Raw genomic sequence first — 19,259 nt, 5'->3', positions numbered from 1 at the left:
GCTAATCCGGTCACTCGGCTGACGCAGTGGCTGCCGCTGCGGTGGCCGGCGGCTGGGCGAACCGCGTGAGCAGATCCAGGGGCGGTTTTGGTCGGGCCAGGTCGTACATCAGGCCAAAATGGCCTTCAGGCCCCTGGATGGTGGCCTGGTCCAGTAATTCATAGACATTCACCTCGGCCACCACGTCGGCGTAGTTGTCACGCACGTTGCGCAACAGCTGCGCCAGGCTGTCGTAACAGCCCCGATCACCTGCGGTGCCCCCAGTGGTGCTGCCTGTATAAATCTCCGCACAGTTCAGCTCGTTGAAGAACACCGGGGTGTTGTAGGTGCGTGCGGCAGTGCGCAGCTGGCCCAGATACAAGTCCGTCCAGTAGCCGGCATCCTGGTAGAACGCGTAGTAGTGGAAGCTGATGTGGTCGAAGTTGAAGCCGGCCGCCTTGGCTTTTGCCAGAAACCACAACGAGCCGTTGCGATCGCCCGGGCAGCGCGCGTTGGCGCTGCGATCGTCGCTATTGCAGGCGGTGATGTTGATGGTGAAGCGCAGGCCTGCGCCCAGTTCGTCGGAAGCCTGGCGCATGCCCAGATACATCGTGGTCATTGCGGCGATGCGGGTATCGGCTTCGGCGCGCACCAGATCCTGTTCGTTGCCGATTTCCCAGATCTTGATGTCTGCCGCATAGCGGCGTGCCAGCTGGTAGCCGATCTCGTGCGACATCGGGTAGACCATCGGGCGCAGGGTGATGCCGTACTTGCGCGCCAAGGGAACTAGCGCATCCAGCGTTGCGTAGTCGCGCGGGTCGACATCGAACCGATAGCTGCGCAGGTTGCGCGCTGCCAGCAGTTTGAAGCGTGCCTCGGCCTGGGTCATGGCGTAGCCGGGACGGCTGTCGTGCGCGTTGACGCCGTAGACGATGGGGGCTGCGGTGGCGCTGACGGTCACGGCAGCCAGCGAGAGCATGAGCAGCAAAGCGATGATGGTACGAGACATGCGGCTTCCTTGGCTGGCGCTCGCAGGAGTCGGAGCTGGTTGGGGATGAGTATAGACAGGGGACCCGGAGGCATTTGGTGACCTGGGACCGGTTCCAGGATGCACGCGCGCGACTCCGGCAATGCGTCTGCGCGCAGGGGAAGCGACTGAAGGCTGCAGGTGCGTTGGCGGCGGCAATCGCCGCCGTGTCGTCGTCGGTACTGCACTTGCCGTGCTGCCGTCATCGTCGCCGCAACAAAAAAGAGGCCTTGCGGCCTCTCTTCGGTCATGCGCTGCGCCTGATATCTCAGTCGCGATTCATCTGCGAATTGCTTTGTCCGGTCGCGGCGGATTTTTCGCCGGCAAACGGGTTGAGCTTGCGGATGGCCCACGGGTATTTCGGCCAGTTGCCGGTCAGCCACGGGTGCTGCGGGTCGTTGAGCTCCAGCACGCGGCGTGCGTCGGCTGCCAAGGTCTTGTTGCCCAGGTGCGTGTAGGCCTCTGCCAGTACCGCGACCGCGTCGTACTGGAAGGCGCTCTGCGGATAGGTTTCGAGCAGGTAGTTGGCACGACCGGCGGCCGACACCCAGGCATCGCGGCGCAGGTAGTACAGCGCGTTGTCCAATTCATGCTGGGCGAAGATGTCGCGCAACTCGATCATGCGCTTGCGTGCGTCGGCGGCGTAACGGCTGTTCGGGTAGCGATCGGTGACGGTATTGAAATCGTTGTAGGCCTGCTGCGGCGAAGACAGGTCGCGGCGGCTCGGGTCCAGCGACCATACGCGGCGCAGGAACACCGTGTCGCGGTTGCTGTTGGCCAGCCCGCGCAGGTAGTACAGATAGGAGATGTTGCGGTGGGTCGGGTAGGTACGGATGAAGCGGTCGACGCTGGAGACGGCGTCGTCGTGCTTGCCGGCCTTGTACTGGGCGTAGGCGGTTTCGATCATCGCCTGCTCGGTGTACGGGCCATAGGGGTACTGGGCGATCAGGCGCTTGTAGCTGGCTTCGGCGCCGGCCCAGTTGCCTTTCTCCATCAGGTTATGACCCTTGCCGTAGAGCTGCTCGACCGGCATGCCCTCGTCGGGATTCTTGTCCTTGGCGCCGCGGTGGCAGCCGGTGACGACGAACGCCATGACCAGCATGAGGGCAATCAGGCGCGCAGGCGCGGAAAACGTGGACCGTCGGATCATGGGTCTGGGCAGGACGCATCAGGAAAACGAGAGCGCGATGATAGCCTAGTGGCCTGTCCGGCGACTGACTCCCGCCGCCCGGACCCCCAAATTCCCGCTTTTGCCCGAGTGCCCGTGTCCATGTCCGACCCATCTGCCGAACCCCTCGACCCGTCCATCCGCCAGGCGATCGTGCCCGACAACGCCGCCGGACGCCGTTTCGACGCAGTGCTGGCCGAGCTGTTCCCAGAATTTTCGCGCTCGCGGCTGTCGGAATGGATCAAGTCCGGCGACGCGCTGCTGGACGGCGAAATGGCGCGCCCGCGCGATACCTTGCGCGGCGGCGAGAGCGTGCAGGTGCAGGTGGTGCTGGAAACCCAGACTCACGCTGCGCCGCAGGACATTCCGCTGAGCGTGCTGTACGAAGACGAGCAGGTGCTGGTGATCGACAAGCCGGCCGGCCTGGTGGTGCATCCGGGCGCCGGCAATCCGGACCGGACCCTGGTCAATGCGCTGCTGTTCCGCGACCCGGCGCTGGCCTCGGTGCCGCGCGCCGGGGTGGTGCATCGCCTGGACAAGGACACCAGCGGCGTGATGGTGGTGGCGCGCACCGTGCAGGCGCAGACCGCGCTGGTGGAGCAGCTGTCCGCGCGCGAGGTGCATCGCCAGTATCTGGCCGTGGTGGTGGGCGCGCTGGTCTCCGGCGGCACCGCCAATGCTCCGATCGATCGCCACCCGCGCGACCGCCTGAAGATGGCGGTGCGCGACGATGGCCGCGATGCGGTCACGCATTACCGCCTGCGCGAGCGCTTCCGTGCGCACACCGCGCTGGAATGTCGGCTCGAAACCGGGCGTACCCATCAGATCCGCGTGCACATGGCGCACCTGAAATCGCCGATCGTCGGCGACCCGCTGTACGGCGGCGCGCTCAAGCTGCCCAAGGGCGCCACCGATGAGCTGGTGCACGAACTGCGCACCTTCAAGCGCCAGGCGCTGCACGCTGAAACCCTGGAATTCCTGCATCCGGTCAGCGGCGAGCCGGTCCGCGCCAGCGCGCCGGTGCCGGCTGATCTGCAGCGCCTGATGACCGTGCTGCGCGAAGACAGTGCACGCGCCGCCGAGCTGGCACGCCGCTGAGATGTCCATGGCTGCGCCCTTCATCCTGCCAGCCGACTGGCCGGTGCCGCCGCGCATCCGTGCGCTGACCACGCTGCGTCACGGTCTGGGCGGCTCGCTGCCGCCGTTCGACACGCTCAACCTTGGCAACCGCAACAGCGCCGAAGGCGATGTGCCCGAGCAGGTGGAGCGCAACCGAGCGCTGCTGGCCGCGGCACTGCAGCTGCCGAGCACGCCGCATTGGCTGCGGCAGGTCCATGGCGTGGACGTGGTGCGGCTGGATGCACCGTCCGCTGCGCCCGATTCCACCGACCGCGCGGCGGACCAGCGACCAGGCGCACACGAACCGGTCGCCGATGCTGCAGTGACGTCGGTGCCTGGCGTGGTACTGGCAATCCTCACGGCCGATTGCCTGCCGGTTGTGTTCGCCGCCGTCGATGGCAGCGAAGTTGCTGCTGCGCATGCCGGTTGGCGCGGGCTGGCCGACGGCGTGCTGGAGCGCAGCGTGGCCGCAATGCGGACGCCACCGCAGCGACTGGTGGCCTGGCTGGGGCCGGCCGCGGGACCGCAGGTGTATGAAATCGGCGAGGACGTGTTCGACGCCTTCGTTGCGCACGATGCACAGGCGCAACGCGCGTTTGTCGCCACGCGCCCGGGGCACTGGCGGGTGGATCTGTATGCGCTGGCACGCCAGCGGCTGCAGCAGGCCGGCGTGCCGGCCGATGCGGTGCATGGCGGCGGGTTGTGCACCATTTCCGATCCACAACGTTTTTTCTCGCTCCGTCGCGATCGCCGCAGCGGACGCATGGCCACACTGGCCTGGATTGTCCCCTGAACACGCCACTGTTTGCACAGGTGCTGGGGCAGGACGCGTTCGCGCAACTGCCTGCGCCAGTGCGCGCGCTGCACTCGGTGCGGCAGCGGCAGCGCTTTGCCGGGCGCGCCCAGATTCAGCGTGGTGGACATGGGCTGGTGCCGTTGCTGGCGCTGTTGAGCCGTCTGCCGCGTAGCGGCGAGGTGGCGGTGGAAGTGGACTTTCTGGCCGACACGCACGGCGAGCGCTGGCATCGGCGCTTTGACGGCATGCCGATGCATTCGCGGCTATGGCGCCATGGCGAAAACTTGCGCGAACACCTGGGTGCGGTGCGCTTTGAATTTTCGCTGCAGGCCGATGCGCAATCGTTGTATTGGCAGGCTACTCGCGTGTGGGCGTTCGGGATGATTCGCTTGCCTGCACGCTGGTTCCGGCAGGTGCGCTGCCGCGAGCATGCCGACGGCGGCCGTTACGGGTTTCTGGTGGACGTGCAGTTGCCGCTGGTAGGACCGTTCATTCGTTACGAGGGCTGGCTTGAACCGCGCTGATCAATCGCCTGTTGCGCCGCCTGCGGCGCGCGCCATCATCGTCTTCGACGGCGTGTGCCTGCTCTGCAATGGCTGAGTCAAATTCCTGCTGCGCCACGATCGGCATGGGCGCTATCGCTTTGCTGCCATGCAAGGGCAAGCCGGGCGCGCACTGTTGCAGCAGCACGGTCTGGACCCGGACGACCCCCTGTCGTTTCTACTGATGGGCGCCACCGGTGCCTGGACCGACAGCGACGCGATCATGCGCGTGCTTGCGGGATTGGGCGGACTCTGGCGGCTGAGTGGGGTGCTGCGCCTGGTCCCACGTCGCGTGCGCGATCTTGGCTACCGGCTGATCGCACGCAATCGTTATCGCTGGTTCGGCCGCAGCGATCACTGCATGCTGCCCACGCCCGAGCAACACGCGCGGTTTCTGGACTGAGGCACTACACGTGCGTCGTGCGCGGCGATTGGTTGGCGCACCCGGCGATCCCGACCAATGGCGCGTAGGAGCGCGCCTGAGCGCAAGGAGCATTCCGGGGAACGCCCGGTCGCGCCCGGGCGCGCTTCCTACGAATGGCTGCGCATGCCGGGCTTATGCCGCGTTGTGGAAGCTGGCGCGCGCGATGTTGGAGGCGCCGGGGCGGGCGTCGGACTGCAGGCGGAAGATCGAGACCGCATCGGCCAGTTCCACCGCCTGTTCTTCCAGGCTGCGCGCAGCGGCGGTGGCTTCTTCCACTAGCGCGGCGTTGCGTTGGGTCACTTCATCCAACTGCGCGACCGTGCGGTTGACCTGCTCGATCCCGCTGGACTGCTCGGCGCTGGCCGAGGTGATCTCGCTCATGATGTCGGTGACGTGTTTGACCGAGCCGACGATCTCGCGCATGGTCGCGCCGGCGCGGTGCACCAGGCCCGAACCCAGCTCCACCTTGTCGGTGGAGTCGGCGATGAGCGTCTTGATCTCCTTGGCCGCATCGGCAGAGCGCCGCGCCAGTGCGCGCACTTCCGAGGCAACCACCGCAAAGCCTCGGCCCTGTTCGCCGGCACGCGCGGCTTCCACCGCGGCGTTGAGCGCCAGGATGTTGGTCTGGAACGCGATGCCGTCGATCACACCGATGATCTCGCCGATCTTGCGCGAGGCGGTGCTGATCTGGCTCATGGTGGCGACCACCTCGTCCATCACCTGCCCGCCGCTCTGCGCCACGTCGCCGGTGCCGACGACCAGGCGATTGGCCTGCAGCGCGCTCTCGGCGTTCTGCTTCACGGTGGAGGTGAGCTCTTCCATCGAGCTTGCGGTTTCTTCCAGATTGGCCGCCTGTTGCTCGGTGCGCTCGGAAAGATCCATGTTGCCGGCGGCGATTTCCACCGCGGCCTGGCGGATGGTGTCCGATGCGGCCTGGATGCCGCCGATGATCTCGGTGAGGCGGGTAACGGTCTGGTTGGTGTCGTCGCGCAAGCGCGCGAAGATACCGTGCGCATCGCCGTCCACGCGCTGGGTGAGGTCGCCTTCGGCCAGCGCACCGATCACGCGCGCCAATGCGGCCAGATGGGTTTCCACCGAGTCGTAGATGCGGTTGATGCCTTGCGCCAGGGTCAGCAGCACACCGTCCATGCCGTCGATCTGCATGCGGCGGCTGAAATCGCCGGCGGAGGCGGCGTCGATGATCTGGATCAGTGCCTGCTCGGCGTTGACCTGCGCGGTGACGTCCATCCACTGCGCGATGGTGCCGAGCTTGGTGCCGTCGGCGGCGATGATCGGGCTGTAGACGAAGTCGATCTGGCGGCCGAAGAACGGCGCACGCACGGCCTTGGAGGCATTCAACGCGCGCATGCGGTCGATCGCGGCCTGGCTGTCGGGATAGATGTCGCCGATGCTGCCGCCGACGAAGCCTTCGGCATGGAAGCTGGGACGGAAGCTCTGCACATCCGGCTCGATCAGCTTGAGCATGGCGAGCAATTTGCGGTTGGCGAACAGCACCTGGCCATCGTCGTCGGCGATGCGGATCATGGTGTCCAGATCGTCCAGCGCCTTGATCACGAACTGGCCATGGCGCAGGCCTTGCTCCATCACATCGATGCGGATGGCGAGCTTGTCCTGGGCATCCTGCAGCGCGTGCAGCAACGGTGCGAGGTCGCCGGAGGCGTTGCGCAGGTCCAGACGCTGGGTGCGTCCGTCGCCGATCGCCACCACCGCACGCATTGCCTGCTGCAACTGCGTGTCGTGACGACGGCGCGACCACCACCAGAGCCCGGCGCTTGCCGCGCCCAGCACCAACAGGGCGGGCAGCAGGCGTCCGAGCCCGCTCAGGAAGCCGCAGGGTACCAGCGTGGCGGCGTAGCAGGCGAGCAATGCCAGTACCCCGATATGCGCAGCAGCGGGCAGCCATGCAGTCCAGGTGGCGCGCGCAACGTGCCGACCGGTGGGCGGTTGGACGACGGGGGCGGCATCGTGTGCAAGCGACATAGGCTGAGTCCAGCTGGGTGATCTGAGAAGGGGGAGCGGCATCGGCAGTCCATGGCCTGCAATTGGGGTATCGGCGGCTGAGTCCGAATCATGATGATGTGAAGACGCCGTTCGTCGGAATATGGCAACCAGGTCGCGAAATAGCCTGATGTCATTGATACGAAAGCGATTCCAGTGCACCGGGTAAGCGCGCCGGGTGCGATCAAACGACCCACCACGACGACTCGATTGTAAATTTCGCGTGAAAAATGCCTGCGCGCATGCCCGGCAATGTCAGCGACCTGCAATTTGGAACGGACACATCCATCCGAGCGTGGGGCTGGTTCGGTTGTCGGCAGGGTGCGCTCTGGATTTGTAGTCGCGCAGGCTTTGGACTGTTGCGTGGGATCGCCGGCTTCGGAGCTCGGCCTGGGTCCGGACGTCTGAAACTCAGCTTTGAGAGCCAGTGCGCCTCGGCCGCGCGTCATACGCTCGGCTGACATCGCCGGCTTCGACCTGATGTGCCTTCGCCGCCCCGTGAAGCGCGCGCATAAAAAAACCGGCCGTCTCGCGACGACCGGTTTTGACTGGTGCATCCGTCGGCCCTGGACCGACGGCAGGTAGCCCATGCGCCAGAGCGCTGCCAGGCGGGTGAGGCGCAGCGGCCGATGCAGTGCAGACTGCATGCGCTTGTGCGCATCAGCGCACCGCCTGGCCGCATGAGGCTTCCAGCACTGCCGTTACTTGGCAGGCGCGGCCTGCGCATCGTCGGGCAGGGCCCAGGCAATGACGCTGTCGCCCGACTTGGTTTCCATGCGGTCGTGTCCACCGACAGCGGCCACGATGTATTGCTTGCCGTTGATGGTGTAGCTCATCGGCGCTGCCTGCGGCCCGGCGGGGACGCGGGTTTCCCAGACCTGCTTGCCGGTACGGGTGTCGAAGCCGCGCATGAAGTCGTCCAGGGTCGCGCCGATGAAGGTCACCCCGCCAGCGGTGGCCAGCGAGCCGCTGTTGTTGGGCGTGCCGATCTCGAACTTGGTCTTGGACGGGATGCCCATCGGACCCTGGTCGTAACCGGTGCCCAGCGGACGACGCCAGATCACCTGCTGCGTGCGCAGGTCCACACCGGCGATGTAGCCCCACGGCGGTGCCACGCACGGGGTGTTGAGCGGCGACATCCACGGCTCCTTGCGGGCGCCGTAGGCCAGGCCCTTCTGCGCCATGTAGCCGGGGGTCTTGCTCTTGCCGTCGAACACCGACACCACGCCCAGCTCGTCCATCTTCTGGCGGGTATACACCTGCAAGGTGTAGGGCAGGCGATTGCTGTTCATCACCATGATGCCGCGCTGCAGGTCCACCGAAACGCCGCCCCAGTTGATGCCGCCGTGGTTGCCGGTGAAGGCCAGCGACCCCTGCAGGGTGGGCGGGGTGAACATGCCTTCGTAGCGCAGCTGCTTGAACTGGATACGGCAGACCAACTGGTCGAACGGGGTCATGCCCCAGGCATCGGATTCGATGATCTTTTCGAACTCACGGCTCGGCGCGCCCACGGTGTTGGGCATGCCCGGCGAGATCGGTTGCGTGGCGGCGGTCCAGTCGCCGTGGTCGGTTCCCTGCGGTACCGGAATCTGCTTGACCGGCATGATCGGCTCGCCGGTGGCGCGGTCCAGCACGAACACCTGGCCGGACTTGGTGGCCTGGATCACCGCAGCACGCGTGCCGCCGCCAGCGACCGGCCAATCGACCAGGTTCGGCTGCGGGCCGATGTCGTAGTCCCACAGGTCGTGGTTGACGGTACGGAAGTGCCAGCGTTCCTTGCCGGTGGCGGCCTCCACCGCAACCAGCGAGGCGGTGTATTCCTCGTCCTGCGGGGTGCGGCCCTTGCCGAAGAAGTCGCCGGATGCATTGCCGGTGGGCAGATAGACCAGGCCCAGCTCGTCGTCGGCGGCCATCAGCGACCATACGTTCGGGGTTGAGCGCGTGTAGGTCTGGCCGGCCGGCGGCTCGGCGGTGATCGCCGGGTTGCCCAGGTCCCAGGCCCAGCGCAGCTGGCCGGTGAGCGCATCGAAGCCACGCACCACGCCGGACGGCGCATCGCCTTCCTGACGATCGCGGACCTGGCCGGTCGGCTGGATCACCACACCACGCATCACCACCGGCGGCGAGGTGGGGCCGACGAAGCCCGGCTTGGTGTTGCCGGTGCCCGCATTCAGATCGACATAGCCGTTGTTGCCGAAGCTGGTGCACAGCTTGCCGGTCTGCGCATCCAGCGCGCCGAGGCGGCCATCGACCATCGGCCAGAAGATCCGGGTCGGGCACTCGGCGGTGCCTTCGGGCGCCTGGTAGTACGACACGCCACGGCAGGTGGTGGCAGCCACACCCGCCATCGCCTTTGGGTTGGTCTGCGGATCGAAGCGCCAGCGCTCCTTGCCGTTGGCCGCTTCCACCGCGATCACTTTCTGGGTGGGGGTACAGATGTAGAGCAGGTCGCCGACCTTGAGCGGGGTGTTCTGGAAGGCGTAGCCCAGCTTGGAGTCCTTGGGCTTGAGGTCGCCGGTGTGGAATTCCCAGGCCACCTTGAGATTCTTCACATTGCCCGGGGTGATCTGCGCGCCGGGCGTGTAGTGGTTGGACAGGTTGGAACCCGCATAGGAGGTCCAGTTGCTGGCGTCATGATTGGCCGCGACGTTGCCGTCGGGGCTGGGCACGGTGCCGCGGCTGAAGGCCGTGGCGCTGTCGGCCGGCAGCTTGGAGGCATCGGCCAGCTCGACATTGCGCGGCATCAGCAGCGGCCACAGGATCAGCGCGGCGCCCAGGATTGGCAGCACGCCGGTCACCAGCGCATAGCTCAGGCCGGACAACGGCTGCATGCGACGACGCGCCACCCCCAGAACGGCAGCAGCACCAGCCCCAGCACCGACATCATGGCCAGGCGCGGCACCAAGCCCCAGCCATCCAGGCCCACTTCCCACAGCGCCCAGGCGATGGTACCGGCCAGCGTGGCGCCAAACAGCCAGAGCCCGGCGCGCTTGCCCAGCGCGAGCAGGACGCCCGCCAGGAACAGGGCAATACCCGCGATCAGGTAATACCAGGAGCCGCCCACGGCCACCAGGCGGCCGCCCTGGTAGGCGAGCACCGCGCCAAGCACGGCGATCACCACGGCATAGGCCACCAGCAACCAGGTGCCTAGCCCACGTTTTGAGGATTGATCAGTCATTTTGAGATGTCAGGAAGGACTCAGGCACCAGCGAGCGGTGGCGAGTCGTGGAGGGAGAGCGATCGCAGGCGCCATCACGCGGCCCGGATCTAGATACGCACGTCGAACGCTATGAACGCGCAGCCCCTCCCAGGGTCCTCAGCGCTAATCATGTGAATATTTTAGACCCCGGGACGCCCTTTGTCCGTGACGGAATAGGAACCAGCGTTCCAACCTGCACGTTTGGCACACTGGAAACATGCGGATGTTGAACGCTTTGCAGTGTGCGCGGCGGCCCGCAGACCTGAGTTGATATGCGCTTGCGCTGAGCGCGCCCGCGATTGCAGGGCAGAGCGTTGCGGCGCACGTGCTGTGGCCGGTTACTGCCGCGTCGATCGCACCTGCACAGCACCTGCACACTGTCGACCTCCGACGTCTTTTCCCACTGCAATCAGGGTTCGCATGGTCAGGGGGCGCAGCTGCTCAATGCGTCGGCGTCGGGCAGCCAAACGCCCTGGAAATCGCAGGCTTCACGCTGATGGCGGCCATGTCGTCCTCTGCCTGTTGTGGACCTTGTCCGCCTGAAGGAGGACAAGTCCCGGTAGGAGACGGGTCGTCGCTCTACACCTCAGAGAGCGCTTGCAGATAGCGCTGGCGCCAGTGGTTGATGTTGTTCTTGCGCAGGTGATCCATCATCGCGTGCCAGCGTTCGATGCGGCTTGCCAGCGGCATGCTTGCCGCTGTGGCGATCGCGTCAGCCACGCCATCCAGATCGTGCGGGTTGACCAGCAACGCTTCCTTCATTTCGTCGGCTGCACCTGCAAACAGCGACAACACCAGCACACCCGGGTCTGCCGGGTCCTGCGCGGCCACGAATTCCTTGGCAACCAGGTTCATGCCGTCGCGCAATGGCGTGACCAGACACACCGAGGCCGCACGATAGAAGCCTGTCAGCGTGGCATGGCTGAAGTTCTGGTTGACGTAGCGCAGCGGCGTCCAGTCTGGCTCTGCATGTCCGCCGTTGATGTGGCCGGCGATTTGTTCGAGCTGGCTGCGCAATTGACGGTATTCGGTGACATCGCCGCGCGAAACCGGCGCAATTTGCAGGTAGGTCAGGCTGCCGGATTGATCCGGATACCGCTCCAGGTAGCGCTCGAAACCCTGAAAGCGCTCCGGCAATCCCTTGGAATAATCCAGGCGGTCCACACCGATGGCCAACTGACGGCCACGCAGGCTTTCGCGCAGATCACGCACCGCCTGCTTGCCGGCAGAGGCCTTGGCCTGGTGGGCAATCAGGTCGGTATCGATCCCGATCGGGAACGAAGAGGCGGTGAAGCGGCGCCCACCCGGGCCTTCCACCAGATCGCCTTCCAGAATGCGGCCACCGCCGAATAGGCGCACATAGGCCTTGAAACGTTCGGCATCGCGCTGGGTCTGGAAGCCGACCAGGTCGTATGCGTAGAAGGTACTGAACAAACGCGCATGATCGGGCATGGCCTGCACCAGATCGGCCGACGGCATCGGCACGTGCAGGAAGAAGCCCATCTTGCAGCCCACGCCCAGCTCGCGCAGCATCGCGCCGAGCGGAATCATGTGGTAGTCGTGGATCCACAGCGTGTCGCTGTCTTTCAGCAGCGGCGCGAGTTTTTCGGCAAACAGCCGATTGACGCGCATGTAGCCTTCGCGCGTGGCGCGGTCGTAATCGACCAGGTCCAGGCGGAAGTGCAGTAATGGCCACAGCGTGCGATTGGCGAAGCCGTTGTAGTACGAATCGATGTCGCGCTTGTTGAGGTCCATGGTGACGAAGGTGATGTCGCCTTCGGTCTGCTCGTGCATGCCGCCGCTGTCGCCGCGCACGGTCTTGCCGCTCCAGCCAAACCACACACCGCCGCGCTCCTTGAGCGCTGCCAACAAGCCAACCGCCAAGCCACCGGCGCGGTTCTCGCCGGGCACCGCAACGCGGTTGGATACCACCACCAAACGACTCATGACGCCTCCTGCCAGCTCCGCGACAAGCGCATCGCTGCGATGATCAAGCCAACATGCGAATAGGTCTGAGGGAAATTGCCCCAGGCTTCGCCGTCCTCGAACGATAGATCTTCCGACAGCAAGCCCAGGTGATTGCGGCGCGAAAGGATGCGCTCGAACAATTCGCGTGCCTCGTCCTTGCGCCCGATCGCGGCCAGTGCGTCGATGTACCAGAAGGTGCAGATGGTGAAGCTGGTTTCCGGCTCACCGAAGTCATCCGGTGCGATGTAGCGGTACAGCGCATCGCCGTGCTTGAGCACGCGACCGACCGCCTCGACCGTGCGCACGAAGCGGCTGTCGTCATTGGCCACGATGCCGATATCGGCCAGCAGCAACAGCGAGGCATCCAGCCGGTGGCCGCCGAGGGTGTCGGTGAAATGACCGCGCTCCTCGCTCCAGGCCTCGTTCAACACGCGCTCGCGGATGCCGTCGGCACGTTCGCGCCAGTAGGTGCTGCGCTCGGGCAGCACCAGACGGTCGGCGATCTTGGACAGGCGATCGCATGCCGCCCAGCACATCGCGGCGGTGTAGGTATGCACTTCGGCGCGGCCGCGAAATTCCCACAGGCCGGCATCGGGCACGTTATGCAATGCATAGGCGCGCTCGCCCAGCGGCTCAAGCCGGCGGAAGGTATCCGCATCGCCTTGATCCTTCAGGCGCAGATCGAAGAACAGCTGCGTGGACGCCAGCACCACGCTGCCATAGACATCGTGCTGCTGCTGGATCCACGCCAGGTTGCCGCGCCGCACCGGGCCCATGCCGCGGTAACCGGCCATGGTGTCCACTTCGTGTTCTTCCAGCTGCGATTCGAAGCCGATGCCGTATAGCGGCTGCATGGTGCCGTCGGTGGTGGCGATATTGAAGATGTAGCCGATGAACTGCTCCATCGTGCGGGTTGCGCCGAGCCGGTTGAGCGCACGCACCACGAAGGCGGCATCGCGCAGCCAGCAATAGCGGTAGTCCCAGTTGCGCGGCGTGTTGGGCGCTTCCGGAATCGAGGTGGTCATCGCCGCGATGATCGCGCCGCTGTCTTCGTACTGGCACAACTTCAGCGTGATCGCGCTGCGAATCACCGCCTCCTGCCAGTCCAGTGGAATGGACAGGTAGCGCACCCATTCGCGCCAGTATTCTTCGGTGCGTTCCTGCGCTTCCTGCACGTAACCGGTGAGCGAGCGGGTCAGCGATTCGTCCACGCCCAGCACCAGACTCACCGGATGGCTGAGCACGAACGGCAAGCCGTCGCGGACGAAGCGCACCGGCACATCGGTGGTCAGGCGCAAGGTGAATTCCGGCAACACCCAACGGATGTGATTGCTGCCCCAGGTGGTGTCCGGCGTGCGGCCGCCCCAGTCGGCCAGCGGGCGCGCGCGCACGATGATGCGCGGGTTGCCGCTCAATGGCCGGATCTGGCGGATGATGCTGACCGGCCGATAGAAGCGCCCGTTGTTGCGCCAGCGCGGCGCGAAGTCGATGACTTCCAGCTCGCCACCGTGGCGATCGCGCAATACCGTGCGCAGCACAGCGGTATTGGGCAGGTAGTGCTGCTCGCTGCTGGCGAAATCTTCCAGTTCCACGGCGAAATCGCCGCCTTCGGTCTTGGGCGAAAGCAGCGTGCAAAAGGCCGGGTCGCCGTCGAATGCCGGCAGGCAACTCCACACCACGCGCGCCTGACGATCGACCAATGCACCGAAACTGCAGTTGCCGATGACGCCCAGATCCAGGTTTGGCTCGGTCATGGAGTGCAAACGATCCTGTTGAAGTGAATGAGAGCAGGTGCGCTGTGCTCAGCGGCTGCGTGCGTTGCGTTGCAACCACGCATGTACGTCGGGGGTGCCGCCGACGCGAAAGCGCGCGCTGGTCTGCGCGCGATCGCCGACGAGCACGCTCCAGCCGCCGAGCCGGTTGGCGGCGTCGAAGCCGAATTCGTCGGTAAGGTCGTCGCCGACGAACACCGGCGTGCGACCGGCGAAGGTGCCGTGCTGCATCAGCTGCTCGACCGCCAGACCCTTGTTGCTGCCTTCGGGAACGAATTCCACCACGTGGTCGCCAGGCTGCAGGCGATAGCCGGAAAGCTGTGCGATTTCCTGCTGCGCGAAGGCGAGCACTTCGGGGCCGGCCTGCGGCCGGGCGCGCCAGTGCAGCGCCACGCTGGCGCCCTTGTCTTCGACCAGCACGCCGGGGTGGCGGTGGGTCAGCGCCGCGGCGCGTTGATGCAGGCCGTGCAGCCACTGGGACGTGTCTTGGGGCATTGCCGCGCGTGCCGCGAGATCGCTGCGCAGCTCATGCCCGTGCAGACCGGCGGCCGGCAGCAGCAAGGGAGCGAACAGGGCATCCAGCTGGGCGAGTGGCCGGCCGCTGACCAGTGCGACGGCGCCCTTGAGGCGCTCGCTCAGCAGGCCGATGGCCTCGCGCACGTCGGGCAATAGCTGCACCGCCTCGGGGCGGTCGGCAAAGTCGATGAGGGTGCCGTCCACGTCCAGAAACAATGCACAGGCATCGTCCAGCAATGGCGGCGACGGTAGGGGGGATTGCGCGTCTGCCATTGCGCTAGTGTGCGCAATGGGGTGTGAGATTCAGGTTATGGAACGGCGGGGATTGCTCCTTCTCCCGCTGGGGCATTGTCCTCCTTCATGGGAGAGAAGGTGCCCCGCAGGGGAGGATGAGGGTACGGGCGAAGCCTCCTGTAGTGACTTATGACGCGAGGCTTCGCCCGTACCCTCACCCCAACCCCTCTCCCGAGGGGAGAGGGGCTCAACGCTGTTGCTCAGAACGAGTACCGCACCCGCCCATACCAATACGCGCCGTTGCTGCCGATCGGCGAGAGCACGTCGTAGGGCAGGTTGCCGAAGTAGGCGATGTCATCGATGGAACGGTCCGAGTAGTTGTCCAGAATGTTCTGCCCGCCGATGGCCAGCGTCCATTGCGTGCCCAGGTGGTATTCGGCTTCCAGGTCCAGTTGCCACTCGGCGCCGTAGGTCTGGCGCGGCACGAAGCCGCCACCGAAATCGAATACGCGGGTGGCGCTGCCGTAGCGGTTGACGCGTGTCTGCAGGTTCCAGTGCTCGTTGCTCCAGTTCGCGGCAAGCGAGGCGCGGGTGCGCGGTGCGGCGTCGGTGAGCGTGTTGCTTTCTTCCACGCCGAACAGCACGTACTCCGGGTTCAATGCAAGCAACTGGGCCGGGGTGGCAATGATGTTTTCCAGCTCGGTCTTGGCGTAGCTGTAGGTGCCGGTCAGCAGCAGGTCGCCGCCGAAGGCGTACTGGCGCCAGTTGGCGACCAGCTCGGCACCGCGGGTGCGGGTGTCGGCGGCGTTGAGGAAATAGCTGGCGCTCTGCACGCCGGTGACGCCGTAGTTCTGCTGCACGAAGCTGGTCAGCGCATCGCCGGTGATGTCTTCGGACAGCGCGATGCGGTCGTCGATATCGATCTGGAAAAAGTCCAGCGACACGTCGAAGTGATCGCCCACCTTGCTGGTGAAGCCCAGGCTGTAATTGACCGACTTTTCCGGCTTCAGATCGGTGGCGCCGAGTCCGCGCGCGATGGGGTTGTTGACCGACAGCAGGCGACCCTGGGTCAGGCGGCCGGCGGCGTCGTAACCGGTGGACGTGGCTTCATACCCGATCTGGCTGAGCGAAGGCGCGCGCACGTTGTTGGAGATGGCGCCACGCAGCGCAAAGGCCGGTGCGAACGCATAGCGCGCGGCCAGTTTGCCGGTCCATTGGCTGCCGAAATCCTGGTAATGCTCGTAGCGGCCGGCCAGGTCGGTCGAAAACTTGTCGCCGAACTGGCTGGAGACGTTGGCGTAGGCGCTGGCCACGTTGCGCGACAGGTCGGCTTCGTCCTGCGGAGTGAGCCCGCCGCCGGCCTGCGAGCCGGTGGGGCGATCGGTGAACGGGCCGGCCGCGTAGCTGGCAGGGTCGCCGGCGTGGGTGCGGTATTGCTCGCGGCGGAACTCGGCGCCGGTACCGAAGGTATGGGTAGCGCCGGCGGCGTCGAACACGCGAGTCAGGTCGAAATTGCCCACGGTTTGCGCGAAGGCGAAGTCGCCGGTCTTGAAGCGTGTGGTGCTGCCGGGCCCCAGCGATGCATTGAGCGAGTTGCGTAGCCGGTAGGTGAAGTCGTTGCGGCCGTAGTTGACGCTGGCGTCGTAATCCCAATTGCCCCATTGCCCGCGCGCACCGGCCACGAGTTGCAGGTCGCGATTCTCGCCTTCGGAAATCGGGCGGTAGCCGTTGGGATAGATCTCGCGCCAGTTGGCGCTGCTGTCCGGGTAACGGAAGTAATTGGCGCCTTCGGTATCGCGCTGGTTGTAGGTGCCGAAAGCGTAGAACTCGCCGTTGGCGCTGAACGGAACCTTGCTGTTGAGCCAGGCATTCAGGCCCTTGGTGGCGCCATCGCCGAGCACGTAATTGCGCTGGCCCCGCAGCGCCAGATTGGCCGGGGTCTGTTCTTCGAACGAGGGAATTTGGTCGAAGCCGGCGCGGTTGGTCGCCTCGCGGTTTTTCAGCTCCAGGCCGACCTTGAAGAAGCCGCCGTCGTCTCCCAGCAGCGTGCCCACCTTGGCGCTGGCATAGCTGGTCTGGCCGTCGGTGACGCGGCGGTCGATCGGCGCGACATCGGTGTTATAGGCGCCGAAGCTGGCTTCCAGTTCGCCGCGCTCGGGGTTGTCGTCCAGGATCACGTTGATGACGCCGGCAATCGCATCCGAGCCGTATTGCGCGCCGGCACCGTCGCGCAGCACTTCGATGCGCTTGATCGCGTTGATCGGGATGGAATTGAAATCCACCGGCGTGGTGCCCTTGCCGATCTTGCTGTCGGTGTTGACCAGCGCCGAGGTGTGGCGGCGTTTGCCATTGACCAGTACCAGCACCTGGTCGGGTGAGAGCCCGCGTAGCTGCGCGGCGCGGATATGGTCGGCGCCACCGGAGTTGGACTGACGCGGGAAGTTGAAGGAGGGCAGCAGCGCCTGCAGCGCGCTGCCAAGCTCGCCGTTGACCACGCCGGCCTTGCGAATGTCTTCGGCGGTGAGCACGTCCACCGGTACGGTGGATTCCAGCACGGTGCGGTCGCTGGCACGGGTGCCGGTGACGATCACGGTGTCCAGGGTGGTGGCGCCGGCATCGGCCTGCTGGGCTTGCGCGTTGGCGCTGAGCACGGCGGCGATAGCCATGCCAATCACCGAAAGGGTGGGGCGGGTCATGCTGTTCTCTCTCCTGCAACTGCAACGCGCCGCGCGGTCGGCATCCGGCCGGGCTGGGCGCAAGGGGGCGGATTGTCCACATTCATCCGGATGGAAAAATGTTATCGCGTTGTTCAGGGCGGTGCGAGATGGCACAGTGCGTGCGCGACAGCATGAGCTGATATCGGACTTGCATGAGTCTGCCCCCCAATCCTGCGCCCGCCCCCCGATCTTTTGTGGAGAAGTCGATGAAGTTGCTGCCGTCTTGCCTGCTTGCCGCCATGTTGGCGCTGACCGCTTGCGCCACCACGCCCGGCGTCACGCCGACCGCGACCACTGCCAGCCTGCAGGGCGATGCGGCGCGGCCAGCGGCGGCACGGGGTTGGGTGCGCAGCGAGTTGTATTTCGGCGTGGGCGAAGAATCCGGCCCGGCCGACCGCCCACAGACTCGCACCATCGACGAAACCCAGTGGCGCGCGTTTCTGGACAAGGCAGTGACACCGCGCTTTCCGGATGGCCTGACCGTGTTCGACGCCTACGGCCAATGGTTGTTCCGCGGCGCCAAGGAGCCGAACCGGCTGGGGACCAAGGTACTGGTGATCCTGCACGAAGACACCCCGCAACGGCGCAACGACATCGAAGCGATCCGGCTGGCCTGGAAGCAGGCCACCGGGCACCAGTCGGTGCTGTGGTCGCGGCAGCCGGTGGAGGTCTCGTTCTGAGTCGGCTGGCTGGCTTGCGCACTGCCAGGTCCGTGCGGTTGCCGGCCGCCACGCTCACCAGCGTCGATCGGCGTCTGTCGCGCGTCCTTCGGCATTGGCGCCCATCGCGTGCGCAGCCGGGGTGCGAGTGTTTGCCCACTGTTCCGAACCAGCTGCGCATGTGCTTCACCTCGTTGCATTTGCCTTCCATCCGCGCCGCTCGCGCATTGTTGATTGCGATGGCAGGCGGGCTGGCGTTCGGCGCTGCGGCAGACGACACACGCCTTCGCTTAACGCTGGATGCGCAGACCCATGCGACCGCCGCCTTGGTCGGCCAGCGCCTGCATGTGGTGCTGTCTCCCGGCGATGCCGAACAGTGGTTCGACGCGAATGTGGACGCTGGCGAAGGCGGCGTGCAGTTGCGCAGCGACGACTACAACTTCGACGGGCATCCGGATCTTGCGGTGTCGGCAATGCTGGGCCAGGTCAACGAGGCGGTCTGGGTCTTTGTGTTCGATCCTGCACGGCGCCGCTTTCGTGCGCTCGCTGCACCGACGCGCCCGGCGGTGCAGTGCGAAGGATTCTTCAATCTGGTTGCGGATCAACAGCAGCGCAGCCTGACCAGTTCCTGCCGCGGCGGGCCGATGTGGTATGCCGATGTCTACCGCTACGACGCTGGCGGGCGGTTGTACGTTTGGCGGACGCAGCAGCGGATCGAGTCGCCGCAGATCCAGACCTTGCTGGAGTCGGGAAGCGAGGATGGCATGCCGTTGTCGGTGTGGCCGATGTACGACCCGCGTGGCGTCAAGGTGGCAAGCGAAATCGGCACCACGCTCGAGGAACCCATGCCGGTGCAACTGCACGTACAGGTGACGCGTTTGCCGCTGTACGCCACGCCGACGGCCACCGCCACCAAACGCTATCTGGTGCGCGGCGATCAGGCCGATGCGCTGGACGTCAGCGCCGATGGCGCGCGGCTGCAGGTGCGTTATCGCAGTGCCGGCCGCAGCGACAGCGTGGGTTGGATCGATGTGGATGCGGCGATGCAGTAGCGGGCGATGGCGCCGGGCTGCCTGCTCGCGGACAGCCCGATGGCCTCTGGCCACGACACGCTCTGATC

Annotated in this window: 12 protein-coding genes and 2 pseudogenes; 6 read left to right on the top strand and 8 right to left on the bottom strand. The window is 65.8% G+C overall.

The window, feature by feature from the left end:
• Positions 1–10 precede the first annotated feature (10 nt).
• Both F7R02_RS07585 and F7R02_RS07580 read right to left on the bottom strand, forming a co-directional pair.
• Positions 11–988 carry a hypothetical protein gene (locus F7R02_RS07585; protein WP_078590281.1) on the bottom strand — a complete coding sequence of 326 codons (978 nt, stop codon included), beginning with the start codon at positions 986–988 and terminating at the stop codon, positions 11–13.
• A 286-nt stretch (positions 989–1,274) separates the two neighbouring features.
• Complete coding sequence (locus F7R02_RS07580) at positions 1,275–2,156, bottom strand: outer membrane protein assembly factor BamD (RefSeq protein WP_005915798.1); 882 nt, start codon at positions 2,154–2,156, stop codon at positions 1,275–1,277.
• Between the two features lie 120 nt (positions 2,157–2,276).
• Here F7R02_RS07580 and rluD point away from each other — a divergent pair, with 120 nt between their 5' ends.
• From rluD to F7R02_RS07560, 4 genes and pseudogenes are all read left to right on the top strand, one after another.
• Positions 2,277–3,272: a 23S rRNA pseudouridine(1911/1915/1917) synthase RluD gene (gene rluD / locus F7R02_RS07575; RefSeq protein WP_003488615.1), complete on the top strand. Its 996-nt coding sequence runs from the start codon at positions 2,277–2,279 to the stop codon at positions 3,270–3,272.
• Position 3,273: 1 nt separating this feature from the next.
• A complete protein-coding gene (pgeF, locus tag F7R02_RS07570; protein WP_078590302.1) occupies positions 3,274–4,086 on the top strand; it encodes a peptidoglycan editing factor PgeF in 813 nt (270 codons plus the stop codon).
• A gap of 20 nt (positions 4,087–4,106) precedes the next feature.
• Positions 4,107–4,613, top strand: a complete 507-nt coding sequence (locus F7R02_RS07565; RefSeq protein WP_078590280.1) for a DUF4166 domain-containing protein — start codon at positions 4,107–4,109, stop codon at positions 4,611–4,613.
• Positions 4,600–5,034, top strand: a pseudogene (locus F7R02_RS07560) (thiol-disulfide oxidoreductase DCC family protein). The gene F7R02_RS07565 and the pseudogene F7R02_RS07560 overlap by 14 nt, the downstream one beginning before the upstream one ends.
• Positions 5,035–5,187: 153 nt before the next feature.
• Here F7R02_RS07560 and F7R02_RS07555 read toward each other — a convergent pair.
• The 6 genes and pseudogenes from F7R02_RS07555 to F7R02_RS07520 all read right to left on the bottom strand — a co-directional run bounded on the left by F7R02_RS07555 (position 5,188) and on the right by F7R02_RS07520 (position 17,459).
• Positions 5,188–7,056: a methyl-accepting chemotaxis protein gene (locus tag F7R02_RS07555; protein ID WP_078590279.1), complete on the bottom strand. Its 1,869-nt coding sequence runs from the start codon at positions 7,054–7,056 to the stop codon at positions 5,188–5,190.
• A gap of 719 nt (positions 7,057–7,775) precedes the next feature.
• Positions 7,776–10,213: pseudogene (locus F7R02_RS07545) on the bottom strand (glucose/quinate/shikimate family membrane-bound PQQ-dependent dehydrogenase).
• 639 nt (positions 10,214–10,852) lie between these two features.
• Positions 10,853–12,220, bottom strand: a complete 1,368-nt coding sequence (gene otsA / locus F7R02_RS07540; RefSeq protein ID WP_003488630.1) for an alpha,alpha-trehalose-phosphate synthase (UDP-forming) — start codon at positions 12,218–12,220, stop codon at positions 10,853–10,855.
• Entirely contained in the window at positions 12,217–13,995 is a 1,779-nt protein-coding gene (locus F7R02_RS07535) for a glycoside hydrolase family 15 protein (RefSeq protein ID WP_011052108.1), read from the bottom strand. The genes otsA and F7R02_RS07535 overlap by 4 nt, the downstream gene beginning before the upstream one ends.
• Positions 13,996–14,043: 48 nt before the next feature.
• Entirely contained in the window at positions 14,044–14,802 is a 759-nt protein-coding gene (gene otsB / locus F7R02_RS07530) for a trehalose-phosphatase (protein ID WP_078590278.1), read from the bottom strand.
• A 221-nt stretch (positions 14,803–15,023) separates the two neighbouring features.
• Positions 15,024–17,459 carry a TonB-dependent receptor plug domain-containing protein gene (locus F7R02_RS07520; RefSeq protein WP_016850698.1) on the bottom strand — a complete coding sequence of 812 codons (2,436 nt, stop codon included), beginning with the start codon at positions 17,457–17,459 and terminating at the stop codon, positions 15,024–15,026.
• Between the two features lie 227 nt (positions 17,460–17,686).
• Here F7R02_RS07520 and F7R02_RS07515 point away from each other — a divergent pair, with 227 nt between their 5' ends.
• Together F7R02_RS07515 and F7R02_RS07510 are read left to right on the top strand one after the other, a co-directional pair.
• Positions 17,687–18,160 (top strand): DUF3574 domain-containing protein, encoded by a 474-nt coding sequence (locus F7R02_RS07515; protein WP_167520986.1) that lies wholly within the window; start codon positions 17,687–17,689, stop codon positions 18,158–18,160.
• Positions 18,127–19,191 (top strand): XAC2610-related protein, encoded by a 1,065-nt coding sequence (locus F7R02_RS07510; RefSeq protein ID WP_033484408.1) that lies wholly within the window; start codon positions 18,127–18,129, stop codon positions 19,189–19,191. Before F7R02_RS07515 ends, F7R02_RS07510 begins: the two co-directional genes overlap by 34 nt.
• Positions 19,192–19,259 lie beyond the last annotated feature (68 nt).

The sequence above is a fragment of the Xanthomonas cissicola genome, from assembly GCF_008801575.1.
GTDB lineage: Bacteria > Pseudomonadota > Gammaproteobacteria > Xanthomonadales > Xanthomonadaceae > Xanthomonas > Xanthomonas cissicola.
This window is presented reverse-complemented; position numbering and strand designations above follow the sequence as displayed.